We start from the raw sequence: 13,366 nt of genomic DNA, 5'->3' as shown, positions 1-13,366 counted from the left end.
GAGGCATTATAGATGAATGTTCAAATCGTCTTATTTGATGGATTTGATTTATTAGACGCGATTGCTCCTTTTGAAGTGTTTACTGCTGCTAATATGTACTCAAATGATGAGATCGTCGTTAAGCTTGTGTCTGCTGAGGGCGAAAGAATGGTAACGAGTGGAGTTAACAAGCTTAAACTCCAGGCAAGCGATAAACTTGATATAAGCTGTAAAGGAATCATTCTAGTACCAGGTGCATCTGGTTCTGTTGTAGGGAATGAGCTAGATTCAATACCAATGAAATTAAAACAGGCAACCGAGACAGAGTTAGGTCCTTTACTTAAACAAGCGATTCACATACCTGAAATCTTACTTGCAACAGTTTGCGGCGGTTCCCTCATTTTAGCAATGGATGGTTTATTAGAAGGGCGCCATGCTGTTACACATCATATGGGAATGGAGGTTTTAAGTGCTACAAAGGCGATTCCAATCCATGCACGCATCGTTGATGATGGGAATCTTATTACAGGTGGAGGGGTTACTTCTGGTCTTGATGTTGCACTTTACTTAGTTGAGCGTGAGTTAGGTCCACGTATCGCCCATTCGGTAGAACAATTATTTGAATATGAGCGTAGAGGAACGGTTTGGAAGCCTGAAGGAATATCACCTAAAGAAAGCCAACAAGAAGATTCAATTGATGAAACGCATGAAGATTCCTTCCTTGAACCAAATAAAAAAGTGAACTTTCAAGGAAAATGGGATACAACCATTACAACTCCGCTCGGAAACCTTTCCGTTCTATTTGATTTAGCATTAAAAGATGGACAAATAGTTGGAACTGCAAAGCAAGGCGAAGACGTTGTGTCATTAGACAATCTTCAATTTGCTGGGAACCAATTAAAATGGTCTATGAAAGTTACAAAACCATTGCGACTCTCTTTAAAATTTTGCGTTAATATCGAGAAAAATAAAATGTATGGGGAAGCAAAAGCTGGGCTGTTGCCTACATCAAAAGTAACAGGTCATCGTGTTTTGTTGACAGAGGAAAGCCGCCATGAAAAAAACGATTAAAGTAATCATCGTGATCATCTCAATTATGTGGGTCATGCATACAAGTTCAAAAAATTTTATAGTTGATCCAACTTTCGAAAAGTTTATTGGACGAAAGGATCAAATTTTAACGAATGAATGGCTATGGGGAATGATGATTCGGATTCATATCGTGCTCGCCATTCTCTCACTTATAACCGGTCCGCTAGGTGTTATAAAGGCTATTCGAGTAAAGGCTCTAAACTTTCATCGTTGGAATGGTCGGATATATGTCCTATCAATCCTTTTAAATTTCATTCCAGGTATTTATGTCTCCCTCTTTGCAACAGGAGGCTGGCTAAGCACGGTAGGATTCCTGATTTTAAATTCGTTATGGTTTGGAACAACGCTCAGAGGTTATCTTCTTATTAAGCGCCGAAACATTGTTTTACATAGTCAATGGATGATAAGAAGCTTCTTTCTTTCATTTGCCAATATGACAATCTATATCATTGTTTCATTAACACATTATGTTATGAACTTTTCTTATGGACACTCCTATACGATAGCTGTTTGGCTATGCTGGATAATGAATCTACTCTTAGCAGAAATCATCATTAGGAAAAAAGTAATCGGTTAAAACTAGTTCAAACATATGGCTAAAATAACATTTATTCAGAATGTGATAAATGTTATTTTAGCCTTAGTTTCCTTTTAAAAATTGTCCAAGAAAGCTCTTCATTATAAAATACTTGAAATTCTTTTTAGGAAAAAAATAGTTATTAAATTTAAAAACTAATCCTTTTCTCTAAACAAAAATGTGGTTTATGATTATAGATTAATTGCTTATATTTTTCTAAATCCTAAAGAGCTCCAAAGCTGGATGCCTTGCACGTTGATTTCGTGTACAGCTAAGGAAATTATCTTTTTACCTTTTTCTAATATTCTCGTTTCAAATTGAGAATATATTTTTTCGGCTAATCCGCTTCCCTGGTACTTTTTGTGAATAACAAATAAACTAATCCATGTTTTTCCGTCAGATGGATTTGATAGGCAGTAGTCGATTATCCCAATGTAGTCATCTTTATTTTTCATAAACAAACGTACAACCTCTAAATCTACACTTTCCCGAAACTCTTCTTCAACATCTTGTTCATCAATAGCTTCTTTACCTTTAGCTATCAAATTGTATGTTGGATTAGAGTTCATCATATCGATTTCTATATGCTTTTTATCAATCGTGTTTAATTCGAAGTGAATCACTTCTCACAATCTCCTTTAAAACAATATATTAAATACTAAGAAACTATTTATAGACTACTCAAATGCTCATGAATCAACTTCCATTCATTTGTTGAATCCTTTATAAAAATATTTGTTGCTCTTCCACTTCCCGAAACAAATGTACCGTTATGAAAACCTTGATAATGATATGTATAAACACATGTAGCTGTGTTATCGTCAACAGTTATCCACTTAACGTCATTTGCTGAATATACCTCATCCTTAATTACTTCCCACGCATTTTCAAAATAAGCTTGAATTTCGTTAATCGTCGAACAAGTTTTATCGGTAAACCAGTACAATGCATTCTCGTGAAGCACCTTTTTAACATTTTGAAAGTCATGGGAATTTGTCGCTTCTATATATTGCTTTAACGCGTCTTGATAATCCAAATTATGAAACCTCCACTTCATTTTTATAGCAGTTGCTCTTTTTAGATCAATAACGGCCTATAAATTCATAGCAACCCTACCTCATTGCTTTCTCTAAAATCTTATTAATAAAATTTGTTTTCCCATCGGTTTAAGCTGTTCGGTCTTTTGCCGTCTTTACCAAGTTCCTTTTTAACTGTACATATTCTTTAACGGCATCCGGATTGTTACGAAGATAATTTCGGAACGCTATATGTCTCGCTAATTCTTCGCTATTTTTATGACAGACATATAGATGATGTTCAATCCAATTTGTCTTTCTTCCATCCCATGGAACTAATGGATCCCTTCGTCCAAATGCTTCCCTTCCCTTAAAGCTCCAATTTTGCTGATGATCGTATCCTATTTTCTCAAGGTTACTTGTTACAGCTGGTAGCACAGAATAATCTTCAATGACAATATCTATATCTAAAATCGGCTTTGCTCCTAACCCTTTCACAGATGTACTTCCAACGTGTTCAATGCATATGATTAAATCTTCTAGTGTATTTTGGAGAACTTCCTCCAATAATCTAAACGCTTTTTCCCATTCTTCATCGTAATCGACTATTTCAATACCTGATTGGCTATTCTCCTTTTCGGACCTCACCATTAGCCCTCCAACCTGTAATACTTCAGCTCTCTATAATTTAAAACTACACATCAGCACTTAATAAATTGCCATCATAATCAAAATGAGTATGTATTCTATGTCCACCAAATAAATCGCCATCATCATATTCACAATAAAAATCATTCGCTCGAATAATGATGTCATACAGAGTAAGCGCTTTTTCAAATTGTTCCTTTGTTACATCATATTCTCCTGCTTCAACAGCATCCCAGTCTAGATTTTCATCATCCACATCATACTCTGGCCAAAAATCATTTTTATAAGCAATCAATTTCTCTGCAATGGCTTTTTTAGCATTTTTATCAAATTCCTCTAGGCGTATAAACAGCTTTTCTGCGCTTTTTTTCATCTCTTTAACATCTACACCTTCATGACTAATATCCAATTTCCAATGTATTTTTCCTTCATGTACCTCATATGCTTTCATTTCCTCATTGTATGTAAATACCCCAATAAGCTCACTTTTTATTGATTTTTCCATCTCCTACTTCCCTTCTTTTATTCTCATGTTTCGCTCTTTACATGTCGCATTTCTGCACGATAATAATGAAGAGTACTCTTTGCGATTTCCTATTTCGCCAGCACTTAAATACCTTTATATGTATAAAAAGAAATGGTATGAGATTCATCTTTGATTATTAATCAAAATAGACAGGCTCCTGGGGATTATGTAAATGTTTAAAAGCTAGTTGAATTTGAGATTCTGTATTTCTTGCTATAGATAATGCTGGTAGTTCATTTTCAGCAAAAAACTCGACAGCACTCGTTTCAATTCCTTCCTTTGCTTGCCCGCCAATTATTTCACATTGAATAAATAGCTTATATACGTGGTATGGGGAAAGAGGATGTGGGTGACACTTCTTATCAAATACAGCTATTAATTTTTTTGCTGTGACATCAAATCCTGCTTCTTCCTTTACTTCTTTTGCAGCAACTTCACTCGGAGTTAATCCAACGTCACCCCAGCCACCTGGCAAAGACCAATCCCCATCAGTATTTTCTCTTACCATTAAAATTTTTTGCTCCTTAAAAACAACAGCCCGAATATCAACCTTCGGGGTGGCATAACCAGTTTCATTAGCAAACAACTCTTTAATAACCGTCTTATCTATACCTGTTTGCTGTGACATCATTTCAACGCTAATATTTCTAATCAATTCAAATCTTTCCAGATCATAGATATCCTTTGAATATGTTAATCCTGCCTGTGCAATAGATTGCAGCTGCTTTGCCCATTCAAGCCATTTAGGTTCCATTTATCGTCACCACCAATTCAATTATACCTAAATATTACCATAATCCTTTTATAACCTTAAACAGCCGTTTATTTACCCATTCTGCTTCATTTGTCGATTAAAACTAACCTTGCTCCACCATTGGAATAACAATCTTAAAAACTATGCTACCTCTCTAAAATACTATTATTTTTATAATTATTTTTGTAAGCTAATGGTGTCATATTCATCGTCTTTCGAAATTTATCAATGAAATAGCTTGTACTGTTAAACCCAACTTGATATGCAACATCTGTAACATTAGCTTCGAATTGCTGCAGCAAAATTAAACTTTTTTGAATTCGATAATCTGTTACGTACTTCATGGGAGTTTTCTTTAAGATTCGTTTGAAATAACGGCAGCATTCGGAACGACTTATTTGACCCGCCCGTGCAATATCATCTAAGAGGACCTTCTCTGCATAATGCTGATGTATCCAATTTAACATCTGCTTCATCCGCTGATTCTTAACCACTTCTACCTGTTCGTATTCTAGTTGAATTCCATTCTCTATAAGGTTTTTCCAAATTAGTGTTAGATGTACACTTATGTCCATTTCATAATATCGAGGTTTTTGATTTATCAGTTGATTAATTTGCAAAATCGACTGTAAAATATTCTTCGCCCAAAGCTCTTTTGAAACTAATCGTATATAAGAAATATTTGTAGCCTGTATATAAGGGCTTACATAGATAGTATATAGCTCTTGTGATAAACCGAAGCTCGGCGAAACATTTAAACAAATATAGACACAACCTGAATTATTCTTATCTTTTGCCATGTGCAGGTAACCACTATTTATAAAAAGCCCCTCTCCCTCTTGAATCGAAACATCTTCTTCATTTATTTGAAATATTGCCTCTCCATTTACAACGAGAACAAATTGAAATTCATCATGCCAATGAAGTGGTATATACCCATTTATATTCTGATTAATCGTTGTTTCGTAACATGCAATTGGTAGTACAACCGTGCGATGTTCAGTTAATTCTCGTAAACTTTGATCAATCTGAAAATCTTTAATTTGCATACTTCCACCTCAATATTTTTATATTTTTACATTTGATTCATGTATTAATTAAAGGTATTCAAACTTATCATTTAAAAATATAACATTATTTTTATATTTTAAGGTGGAGAATCAATAATGAGCAGAAGAAAGGGAATATTTCTTGTTCTAACAGGTGCTATATTTTGGGGGATTGGTGGCACAGTTGCAAAAAAGCTTTTTCTACTCCAAATCGATGTAGACTGGCTTGTAACAACTCGATTACTCATAGCTGGATTCTTACTCTTGGCAGTGCAATTTTTCGGAAAGGACCGTTCCCAAATACTTGGGGTTTGGAAAAAGAGAAGGGATGCTATTCAATTATTGATCTTCGGTTTACTTGGTATGCTTGCAGTTCAATACACATATATGGCTTCTATTAAACATGGTAATGCAGCTGTTGCAACACTATTACAGTATTTAGCACCTGTAATGATTATTGTATACTTAGCTTTACGCAAACAAGCTGCTCTAACACGAAGAGATTTGTTATCTGTTTCGTTGGCTTTAATTGGTTGTTTTTTCTTACTAACTAACGGATCTATCTCTCAATTATCTGTGCCAACACCTTCAATCATTTGGGGGATTTTATCTGGAATAGCTTTAGCCTTTTATACTTTATATGCGATTCCTTTATTGAAACAATACGATTCCCTTGTCATTGTTGGATGGGCTATGATTATTGGTGGTTTTGCATTAAGTTTTATCCATCCACCATGGTTATTAGAATTTAAAAGCTTACCACTAGAAGTCTATTTATATTTAGTTTTCGTTATCATTTTTGGTACCATGATTGCCTTTTGGTTTTATATCGAAAGCTTACAAAGTCTACTACCTAAAGAATCGAGCCTTTTAGGAAGCATTGAGCCATTAGCAGCTGTTATAACGACAGTCTTTTGGTTAAAAGAGCCCTTTGGACCTTTTCAATGGGTTGGTACAAGTTGTATTATCGTAATGATTTTATTATTGGCTTTGAATAAAGGCTCTTCTCAAAAGGCCCATTGATGAAAGTAAAGTCTCTAGTTTTGCAAAGATAAACTTTCTTAACCTACTACTCATTTATTAATTTCCCAAAACGGGATAATAGAAAATGAAAAGGCGCCTTTTAATGATAGATAGGCGCCTAACTTATCAAACCGTTCACTCATATTTCAAAAGAGTAAAATGGTTATGCAATTCCCGTTCATTTATCGATATCCTAGTTGTAAGATCCTTCGTTCGCAACACAAAATCTTTAACACCGATAAACTCAGACTCTGCGATTAAATAGAATTGAGTTCCCTTTTTTAACCCTTTAAAGTTATTTTTCAGCTTATATACCTTCATCCTCTTTTCTAGCTACTCCCTTTTAAATCGATTTAATGAAAACTGAGAAATATCTATGTCATTCTTTCCTGAAATAATTAAGTTACTTAAGGCTTGTCCAACCGCACTGCTAAATTTGAATCCATGTCCTGAGAATCCTGCTGCAATCGCAACGTTGGAATGCTTTGGATGCAGATCGATAATGAATTTCTCATCAGGTGTCAGAGTATACATACAGGTTTTTCCATACTTTAGCTCTCCAGTATTCGGGATATATTGATGCAAAAATCCGACTAAATCACCTTCATCCTCTTGCTTCTCCCCAAATCCTTTCATTGCTTCATCCGGATTTATTTGCTCTCCTCCATCATGGCGGCCAACCTTTAAGCCAGAACCATCAATACTCGGAAAGCCGTAATAAAGTCCTTGAGGTGTCTCAAAGGCAAAGGCCGGAAAATAGTGATGATGATAGATCGCTTCTTTAGCATGAAACCATGCAAATGTCTTTCTCACAGGTGTAAGTGGAACATCCAAATCCAACATCGAAAGGAGGCTCCCTGACCATGCTCCTCCAGTAACTACTAACGAATCCGCGGAAAAGCTCTTATCATCTGTCTTGATAGTGACAGCATCATTTTGAACGGAAATGTCCTTTACTCTACTATTTGATAGAATCGTAGCACCGTTCCTTTCAGCAAGCTCTTGGTATGCTTTAATGCTTTCCTCACATTTTAATACTCCAGACGTAGGTTCATAACAGCCGATAAATTCATTAGGTAACGTAATTCCAGACCAACGCTGATGAATTTCCTCCGAATCCATTACATCAAGTGGCAATGAATACTTTTTAGAGCTTTTCATAATATTTTGAATAAAATCTGACTTTTCCTTCCCAACATTGAGGACTCCTGTTTGAATAAATACTTGTTTTCCCGTTTCCTTTTCTAATTCATCCCATAATTGTTGAGCTCTAAGAATGAATGGGACATATTCCTCTCCCTCAGCATATGCATAGCGAATAATTCTCGTTTCACCGTGATGGCTTCCTTTATTATGTGGTGGATTAAAGGAGTCTAACAATAACGTTTTTTTCCCACTCTTTGATAAAAAATAACCTGCTGCCATTCCCATTGAGCCTGCACCAATAACGATTACATCATACTTCATATTTATTAACCTCCAAAACGAATCAAAGACACTCTTATATTCAATACATTATAATTGATATGCAACCCTTGCTTAAAATAAATTTTTATAAATTCTGAGTATATTAAAGAATTCGGTTATTTTTTATCATTCAGTTCGTCCGCAAAAGTCATTTTCAATAAATGAATTTAGATTTCCCAAGCATCCTTTAATAGGCTAATGCCTGTATCAATTTCCGCTTCTCGCAAACCTCCAAAGCCTAACAAAACTTGGGGGCTGCTATCTATAACACCATCATAATAGATTGATAAAGGGTATACCTTTACGCCTGCCTTTAACGCTTTTTTTATTAACTCCTCTTCACTCATCCTATTTTTTACCTCTAACACAATGTGAAGTCCGGAATTTTCTCCTATGACCTTTACCTTATTTCCAAAATAGCGTTTGATCGATAACATTAATACTCCATGCTTTTTACGGTAAAGGGTTCTCATTTTATTTAAATGACTTTGAAAATACCCCTCTTTCATAAAACGATAAAGGGTTTCCTGATGGAGCCTTGAAGCCGTTTGCTTATATATTGTAAAGCTTTCCTGATATGGATGAATGAAAGATGGTGGTAATACTATATAACTTATACGAATAGAGGGAATCAACGACTTAGAAAATGTTCCTAGGTAAATCACCCTTCCTTTTGTATCGAGCCCCTGCAAGGAAGGGATCGGCTGGCCTTTGTATCGGTATTCACCATCATAATCATCTTCAATGATAAACCCGTTGTTCATCTCAGCCCATTTTAACAATTCCAATCGGCGTGATATCGGCATGATCATCCCATTAGGAAATTGATGGGATGGTGTCACATAAACAACCTTAGCCTCGCTATCGATTAATTGCTTCATCTCTATACCGTCACGATCTAATGGGATTGGGACTGTTTTTGCTCCTAAATTGTTCATAACAGCTTTAATGCGATGGAATCCAGGATTCTCAATACCATATAAATTGTCCTTCCCAATTAACATCACTAATAATGCGATAAGCATCTGAGTACCTGCTCCGATAATAATTTGGTCTGCTTGGCATCGAACACCCCTTGATGCATATAGATGCTTTGCAATTTCTTCTCTAAGAGGCAGCTCCCCTTGTGGATTTCCTAGCTGAAACAATTCACCTTGATCCTCATATAAGGACTGTATCGTTATTTTCCTCCACAATGAATATGGAAAATGATCAATATCTACATTCCCTGAATTAAAATCAAAACTAATCGTTTCTTCTCTGTTATCTACTTGCTCCCATTGTTTGGGAGCTTTTCCCCCTATAGATAGTTCATTTTCAAATGCTGTAACAAATATTCCCTTCCGCGGTTTACTTTCAATGTATCCTTCCGCATTTAACTGCTCATAGGCCGTTTGAATCGTATTTAAGCTTAAGCCAAGGTAAGAGGAAAGCTTTCTTTTGGACGGCAGTCTTTCTCCAGGCTTTATTCTTCCACATACAATTTCTTGCTTTATGTAATTTGCTAATTGAATATAAAGCGGTGTGTTAACTTTTCTATTCAAGTATGGTGTAAGCTCAATCACATTTTCCACCTCTTAATCTGGTACTATTAAATTCACCATAACTGATACTTTTGATTATACCAGTTTGTGGTTTAATAATCATAATTTCATTTAGGAGTTGAGAGTATGATGCAAAATACAACTTTCATTAAGGAACTGAAAAACTTGCAGGAGTGGAAGGAAGCCTATCCAGTCATGAAGCAGCTAAGAACCGCTCTGGATGAGGACAGTTATCTTCAATTAGTACACGAAGCAACAGAAAAAGAAAATTATAAAATAGCTGCTTTATATCATAATGAAAAAATTGTTGCCGTAGCAGGCTTTATGCCGATGATCACTCTGTACAATGGCAGGTTCATCTGGGTTTGTGATTTAGTTACAGATATTGCTTATCGCTCAAAGGGATATGGTGAAGCACTTTTGCGTTATGTCCATAGCTGGTCTCAGGAGAATGGCTATGATCTTGTTTCCCTCTCCTCAGGGCTACAACGATTAGATGCACATCGTTTTTATACAAATAAAATGGAATATGAGAAGGTTAGCTATGTTTTCTTAAAAAGGCTATAAATCCTTAATTCTCTTATGTACGAGCAAAAGCCGAGAAGATTATTGACCCTAACTATACTAATCTGGTAGTCTCATAGATATTAAAAGAAGCGTTAGTAGTTGGAATTAGTACAACTTCAGGCATTTCAGAGGATGTAATCAACGATTATGAGACAAACAAAGGTGGCTTCAATGTAATGTAATGTAATACTGCTAGTGAAATATTACAAGAGTCAATGTGAGTTTAGAAAAAATGGGGTTAAAAGAGAAAACTAAAATAAAAAGTGATAGGATTTGATAGTAAAATATGGTGAGTGCTCCTAATAATATAAATTTTGAATATCAATTCATTAGTAATAAAGGAATTATTTCCAATAAGCTTAGAAGGGACGTCCCCTCCATTTTAGCTGTCGAGGCCATGCTTACAATCAAAATCAATGACGAAATATATTTTCAAGCCGAGCTTCCTATCCTAGAGTTTTATAAGGCTTTGTTTAAATGGAAGGAAAATATATCAAAAGATCATATACCGGAATTTCATTACTATACTATTGAATATGACGATTACGAAGATGGTGCGATTATTTCATTACTCCCGTTTTCTAATAAGGCTAGAATTAAATCGATATGGGCAGAATTAGATATTGATAATGTCTTTGAGCTAAATTATATTGTTCCTCAAGTTTGTGCCTTGGAGCAAAAGTTAAGAAAAGATATAGAAGAATACTATGGAATCGACTTAAAAGACTTTATGAAACATATTCCATATAGTTTAAATAGACATTAAGTAAAAACGCCAACTATGAACGAAATGAGTTGGCGTTTAATTTCAGGATTAAGAATAACAGGATTGAATTCTCTACTAAATAACTTCAACAAAACTTGAAACATCTTAGTTATAAAAGTTATAAATCAAGACCAAATTCGATATTGATAAATAACATTTTATAACCCAATGCTTTATATAAAGCTATTGCCTTTTGATTTTCTCCAAATACACCTAGTGTAGCTTCCGTTTTCCCATTGCTTTTTAGAAACTTTAAAGCCTCTGTAATAAGCGCTTTCGCCATTCCTTTTCGTCTCCACTCATGTAAGACAAAAATATTCTCTGTCGCGCTTCTTTCTTCACCTAATCCCCAGGTCATGACACTCCCGACGATTTTGTCACCAGCAAATGCTGTGAACGTATCCCATTCAGAACCGTTCTTTGTCCATTGCAGTCGATTTAAGCTCCATGATACTCCATTATCATCACTTTCGGCCTCAGCTCGCAAATATTCCTCTTGTTCAGCTTCAGTATCCATTTTCCAATTGATGATTTTCATATGATCTGAAATTGGGAAATTCGGAATTTCCTCTGTTAAATCACGTTTCATAATTAGATGGTTTCGTATCACATAAAAACCTTTTGCGAGGAAATAATCCATTTCATCTATTTCATCCGAAGGGATCGTGTGACTGATAGTTACATTTTTATCAGGATATTGGTTCCTTATCTCATTCGCTCTATTTAATAAAGTAGAAAACAATTCATCTTTAATTTCTATTGGACAATGAAATTTTCCATTTAAAGAAATAGATAAATTTAATTTATAAACAAAATGAGATGGCTTCGTGTTCTTATCAATAAAAAACCATGTTTGATCTGGTTCTAAGTGACCTATCCCTACTATATTTTCCTCCGTATCAACCGCACAAAATATATTGGAAGCTTCATAGTCACGATTGTACCTATACGCTAGCATTGATAAGAAATCAAATTCAGCAATTTTATCCGCATCTGTATCTATATAATTTCTTATTGTATACTTCTGATTTTCAGTTACTGACATATAATTAATATCCTCCTCATGTTTTCATTCAAACCTAAAACTCCATGATAATTTGTATGTTTAATCATCTTCATCACCCTTTTTCTGTTTATAAACCCATCATATTTGACACACTAAATTTTGGCAATTGGTATCTTCCGCTATAACCTTCCTGCTCCCTTCAGCAATCAATAAAAAAAGACCGCATTTCGCGATCTTTTCGTTTTAGTTGCAACATTGTATATTTCTCATTGTTAAATAAATAGCCTTCAACATATATCAGCCGTCAATTATCCTAATGCTACATCGAGAATCATCATTAAAACAAACCCAACCATTAAACTCATTGAAGCTAAATCTTTATTTCCTTTTTCTTGTGAGCTTGGGATTACTTCTTCTGCTACAACAAATATCATTGCTCCAGCGGCAAAGCTTAATGCATAAGGTAATAATGGTTCAATAAACGAGACAGCCAGCGCGCCAATGACCGCAGCAATCGGTTCAACCATTCCCGAAAATTGACCGTAGAGGAAGCTCTTTCTCCGCGACATCCCTTCCCCTCTTAAAGGCATAGATACAGCAACACCTTCTGGAAAGTTCTGAATCCCAATTCCTAGTGCTAAAGTTAATGCCCCAGCTAAAGAAGCTTCTGTTCCCCCATTTGCAAGTGCACCAAAAGCAATTCCGACAGCTAGCCCTTCAGGAATATTATGAAGAGTTATCGCAAGAACTAACAGAGTACTTCTTTTTCGCTCTTTCCGATAAAACCCTTCCGCTTTGTCAATCGATGTATTTGGATGAAGATGTGGTAAAAGCTTATCGATTCCCCACAAAAAAATACCGCCTAATAAAAATCCAAATGCTGCTGGAAACCAAGCTCCAATTGCATTGTTTTCAGACATTTCAATGGCTGGTCCGAGCAAAGACCAATAACTTGCGGCAATCATTACACCACCAGCAAACCCTAGCATGCTATCTAAAAGTCGTTGGTTTATTGTTTTTGTTGCGAAAACGAGCGTTGCCCCTAATGCAGTCATACCCCATGTAAATAAAGTAGCGATAAATGCTTGTGTTACCGGATTAAAATTTTGAAAAAAATCAACCATGAGAAGGACTCCTTTTTAATAATCGATAAAATTTAGAGCAATTTCAAAATGTTTACCTCGTGAAACATTTTAGTCCTAAGTAAAATAATAGTCAAACATTTAATACTAAAAAAAGAGGCTGGGACAAAAGAGGCCACTGAAAAACTTACGTTTTTTAATTTTATTTCAAGATCGTAAACGAAAAAGGCGACTATCCGTTCATTTTTTGGACGGATAGTCGCCTTTCTT

The 13,366-nt window shown here is 35.3% G+C and carries 16 protein-coding genes; 5 read left to right on the top strand and 11 right to left on the bottom strand.

Annotated features, from left to right (window positions below; all coding sequences use genetic code 11):
• Positions 1-12 precede the first annotated feature (12 nt).
• Both ACTJJ9_RS21390 and ACTJJ9_RS21385 read left to right on the top strand, forming a co-directional pair.
• Entirely contained in the window at positions 13-1,050 is a 1,038-nt protein-coding gene (locus tag ACTJJ9_RS21390) for a DJ-1/PfpI family protein (RefSeq protein ID WP_095302711.1), read from the top strand.
• A complete protein-coding gene (locus tag ACTJJ9_RS21385; RefSeq protein ID WP_095302710.1) occupies positions 1,034-1,648 on the top strand; it encodes a DUF2306 domain-containing protein in 615 nt (204 codons plus the stop codon). The genes ACTJJ9_RS21390 and ACTJJ9_RS21385 overlap by 17 nt, the downstream gene beginning before the upstream one ends.
• A gap of 206 nt (positions 1,649-1,854) precedes the next feature.
• On the opposite strand, the gene ACTJJ9_RS21380 is transcribed toward ACTJJ9_RS21385, so the two are convergent.
• The 6 genes from ACTJJ9_RS21380 to ACTJJ9_RS21355 all read right to left on the bottom strand — a co-directional run bounded on the left by ACTJJ9_RS21380 (position 1,855) and on the right by ACTJJ9_RS21355 (position 5,635).
• Complete coding sequence (locus ACTJJ9_RS21380) at positions 1,855-2,271, bottom strand: GNAT family N-acetyltransferase (RefSeq protein WP_145583832.1); 417 nt, start codon at positions 2,269-2,271, stop codon at positions 1,855-1,857.
• A gap of 47 nt (positions 2,272-2,318) precedes the next feature.
• Positions 2,319-2,684, bottom strand: coding sequence for a YybH family protein (locus ACTJJ9_RS21375; protein WP_095302706.1), 366 nt, complete (start codon positions 2,682-2,684; stop codon positions 2,319-2,321).
• A 130-nt stretch (positions 2,685-2,814) separates the two neighbouring features.
• Positions 2,815-3,315, bottom strand: a complete 501-nt coding sequence (locus ACTJJ9_RS21370; RefSeq protein ID WP_145583833.1) for a GrpB family protein — start codon at positions 3,313-3,315, stop codon at positions 2,815-2,817.
• A 43-nt stretch (positions 3,316-3,358) separates the two neighbouring features.
• Positions 3,359-3,817, bottom strand: a complete 459-nt coding sequence (locus ACTJJ9_RS21365; protein WP_145583834.1) for a DUF2262 domain-containing protein — start codon at positions 3,815-3,817, stop codon at positions 3,359-3,361.
• A gap of 157 nt (positions 3,818-3,974) precedes the next feature.
• Positions 3,975-4,592: an NUDIX hydrolase gene (locus tag ACTJJ9_RS21360; protein WP_145583835.1), complete on the bottom strand. Its 618-nt coding sequence runs from the start codon at positions 4,590-4,592 to the stop codon at positions 3,975-3,977.
• A 146-nt stretch (positions 4,593-4,738) separates the two neighbouring features.
• Positions 4,739-5,635 carry an AraC family transcriptional regulator gene (locus tag ACTJJ9_RS21355; RefSeq protein ID WP_440768867.1) on the bottom strand — a complete coding sequence of 299 codons (897 nt, stop codon included), beginning with the start codon at positions 5,633-5,635 and terminating at the stop codon, positions 4,739-4,741.
• A gap of 123 nt (positions 5,636-5,758) precedes the next feature.
• On the opposite strand from ACTJJ9_RS21355, the gene ACTJJ9_RS21350 reads away from it, so the two are divergent.
• Positions 5,759-6,664 carry an EamA family transporter gene (locus ACTJJ9_RS21350; RefSeq protein WP_145585181.1) on the top strand — a complete coding sequence of 302 codons (906 nt, stop codon included), beginning with the start codon at positions 5,759-5,761 and terminating at the stop codon, positions 6,662-6,664.
• 135 nt (positions 6,665-6,799) lie between these two features.
• Here ACTJJ9_RS21350 and ACTJJ9_RS21345 read toward each other — a convergent pair whose 3' ends face one another.
• From ACTJJ9_RS21345 to pdxR, 3 genes are all read right to left on the bottom strand, one after another.
• Positions 6,800-6,985, bottom strand: coding sequence for a hypothetical protein (locus ACTJJ9_RS21345; RefSeq protein WP_145585179.1), 186 nt, complete (start codon positions 6,983-6,985; stop codon positions 6,800-6,802).
• Between the two features lie 12 nt (positions 6,986-6,997).
• Positions 6,998-8,131, bottom strand: coding sequence for an N-methyl-L-tryptophan oxidase (solA, locus tag ACTJJ9_RS21340; RefSeq protein WP_145585177.1), 1,134 nt, complete (start codon positions 8,129-8,131; stop codon positions 6,998-7,000).
• Positions 8,132-8,298: 167 nt separating this feature from the next.
• Positions 8,299-9,696, bottom strand: a complete 1,398-nt coding sequence (gene pdxR, locus ACTJJ9_RS21335) for a MocR-like pyridoxine biosynthesis transcription factor PdxR (protein WP_145585175.1) — start codon at positions 9,694-9,696, stop codon at positions 8,299-8,301.
• 108 nt (positions 9,697-9,804) lie between these two features.
• Between pdxR and ACTJJ9_RS21330 the strand changes: the two genes are divergently transcribed.
• Positions 9,805-10,242: a GNAT family N-acetyltransferase gene (locus ACTJJ9_RS21330; RefSeq protein WP_145585183.1), complete on the top strand. Its 438-nt coding sequence runs from the start codon at positions 9,805-9,807 to the stop codon at positions 10,240-10,242.
• Between the two features lie 286 nt (positions 10,243-10,528).
• A complete protein-coding gene (locus tag ACTJJ9_RS21325) occupies positions 10,529-11,008 on the top strand; it encodes a DUF7878 domain-containing protein (protein ID WP_095302689.1) in 480 nt (159 codons plus the stop codon).
• A gap of 118 nt (positions 11,009-11,126) precedes the next feature.
• Here the strand turns inward: ACTJJ9_RS21325 and ACTJJ9_RS21320 are convergent, their stop codons facing one another.
• Together ACTJJ9_RS21320 and ACTJJ9_RS21315 are read right to left on the bottom strand one after the other, a co-directional pair.
• Positions 11,127-12,053 (bottom strand): GNAT family N-acetyltransferase, encoded by a 927-nt coding sequence (locus tag ACTJJ9_RS21320; protein ID WP_145585173.1) that lies wholly within the window; start codon positions 12,051-12,053, stop codon positions 11,127-11,129.
• A 269-nt stretch (positions 12,054-12,322) separates the two neighbouring features.
• The gene (locus tag ACTJJ9_RS21315; protein WP_095303615.1) at positions 12,323-13,138 is read right to left on the bottom strand and encodes a ZIP family metal transporter; all 816 of its coding nucleotides are present in this window, start codon (positions 13,136-13,138) and stop codon (positions 12,323-12,325) included.
• Positions 13,139-13,366: the final 228 nt, after the last annotated feature.

It is taken from the genome of Metabacillus sp. 22489, assembly GCF_052044855.1.
GTDB lineage: Bacteria > Bacillota > Bacilli > Bacillales > Bacillaceae > Metabacillus > Metabacillus niabensis.
This window is presented reverse-complemented; position numbering and strand designations above follow the sequence as displayed.

What these genes read in the sequence shown, in the direction of transcription:
- ACTJJ9_RS21390 (WP_095302711.1), top strand. Translation starts at nt 13, where the DNA reads ATGAATGTTCAAATCGTCTTATTTGATGGATTTGATTTATTAGACGCG.
- ACTJJ9_RS21385 (WP_095302710.1), top strand. Translation starts at nt 1,034, where the DNA reads ATGAAAAAAACGATTAAAGTAATCATCGTGATCATCTCAATTATGTGG.
- ACTJJ9_RS21370 (WP_145583833.1), bottom strand. Translation starts at nt 3,315, where the DNA reads ATGGTGAGGTCCGAAAAGGAGAATAGCCAATCAGGTATTGAAATAGTC.
- ACTJJ9_RS21365 (WP_145583834.1), bottom strand. Translation starts at nt 3,817, where the DNA reads ATGGAAAAATCAATAAAAAGTGAGCTTATTGGGGTATTTACATACAAT.
- ACTJJ9_RS21360 (WP_145583835.1), bottom strand. Translation starts at nt 4,592, where the DNA reads ATGGAACCTAAATGGCTTGAATGGGCAAAGCAGCTGCAATCTATTGCA.
- ACTJJ9_RS21350 (WP_145585181.1), top strand. Translation starts at nt 5,759, where the DNA reads ATGAGCAGAAGAAAGGGAATATTTCTTGTTCTAACAGGTGCTATATTT.
- ACTJJ9_RS21345 (WP_145585179.1), bottom strand. Translation starts at nt 6,985, where the DNA reads ATGAAGGTATATAAGCTGAAAAATAACTTTAAAGGGTTAAAAAAGGGA.
- solA (WP_145585177.1), bottom strand. Translation starts at nt 8,131, where the DNA reads ATGAAGTATGATGTAATCGTTATTGGTGCAGGCTCAATGGGAATGGCA.
- ACTJJ9_RS21330 (WP_145585183.1), top strand. Translation starts at nt 9,805, where the DNA reads ATGCAAAATACAACTTTCATTAAGGAACTGAAAAACTTGCAGGAGTGG.
- ACTJJ9_RS21325 (WP_095302689.1), top strand. Translation starts at nt 10,529, where the DNA reads ATGGTGAGTGCTCCTAATAATATAAATTTTGAATATCAATTCATTAGT.
- ACTJJ9_RS21320 (WP_145585173.1), bottom strand. Translation starts at nt 12,053, where the DNA reads ATGTCAGTAACTGAAAATCAGAAGTATACAATAAGAAATTATATAGAT.
- ACTJJ9_RS21315 (WP_095303615.1), bottom strand. Translation starts at nt 13,138, where the DNA reads ATGGTTGATTTTTTTCAAAATTTTAATCCGGTAACACAAGCATTTATC.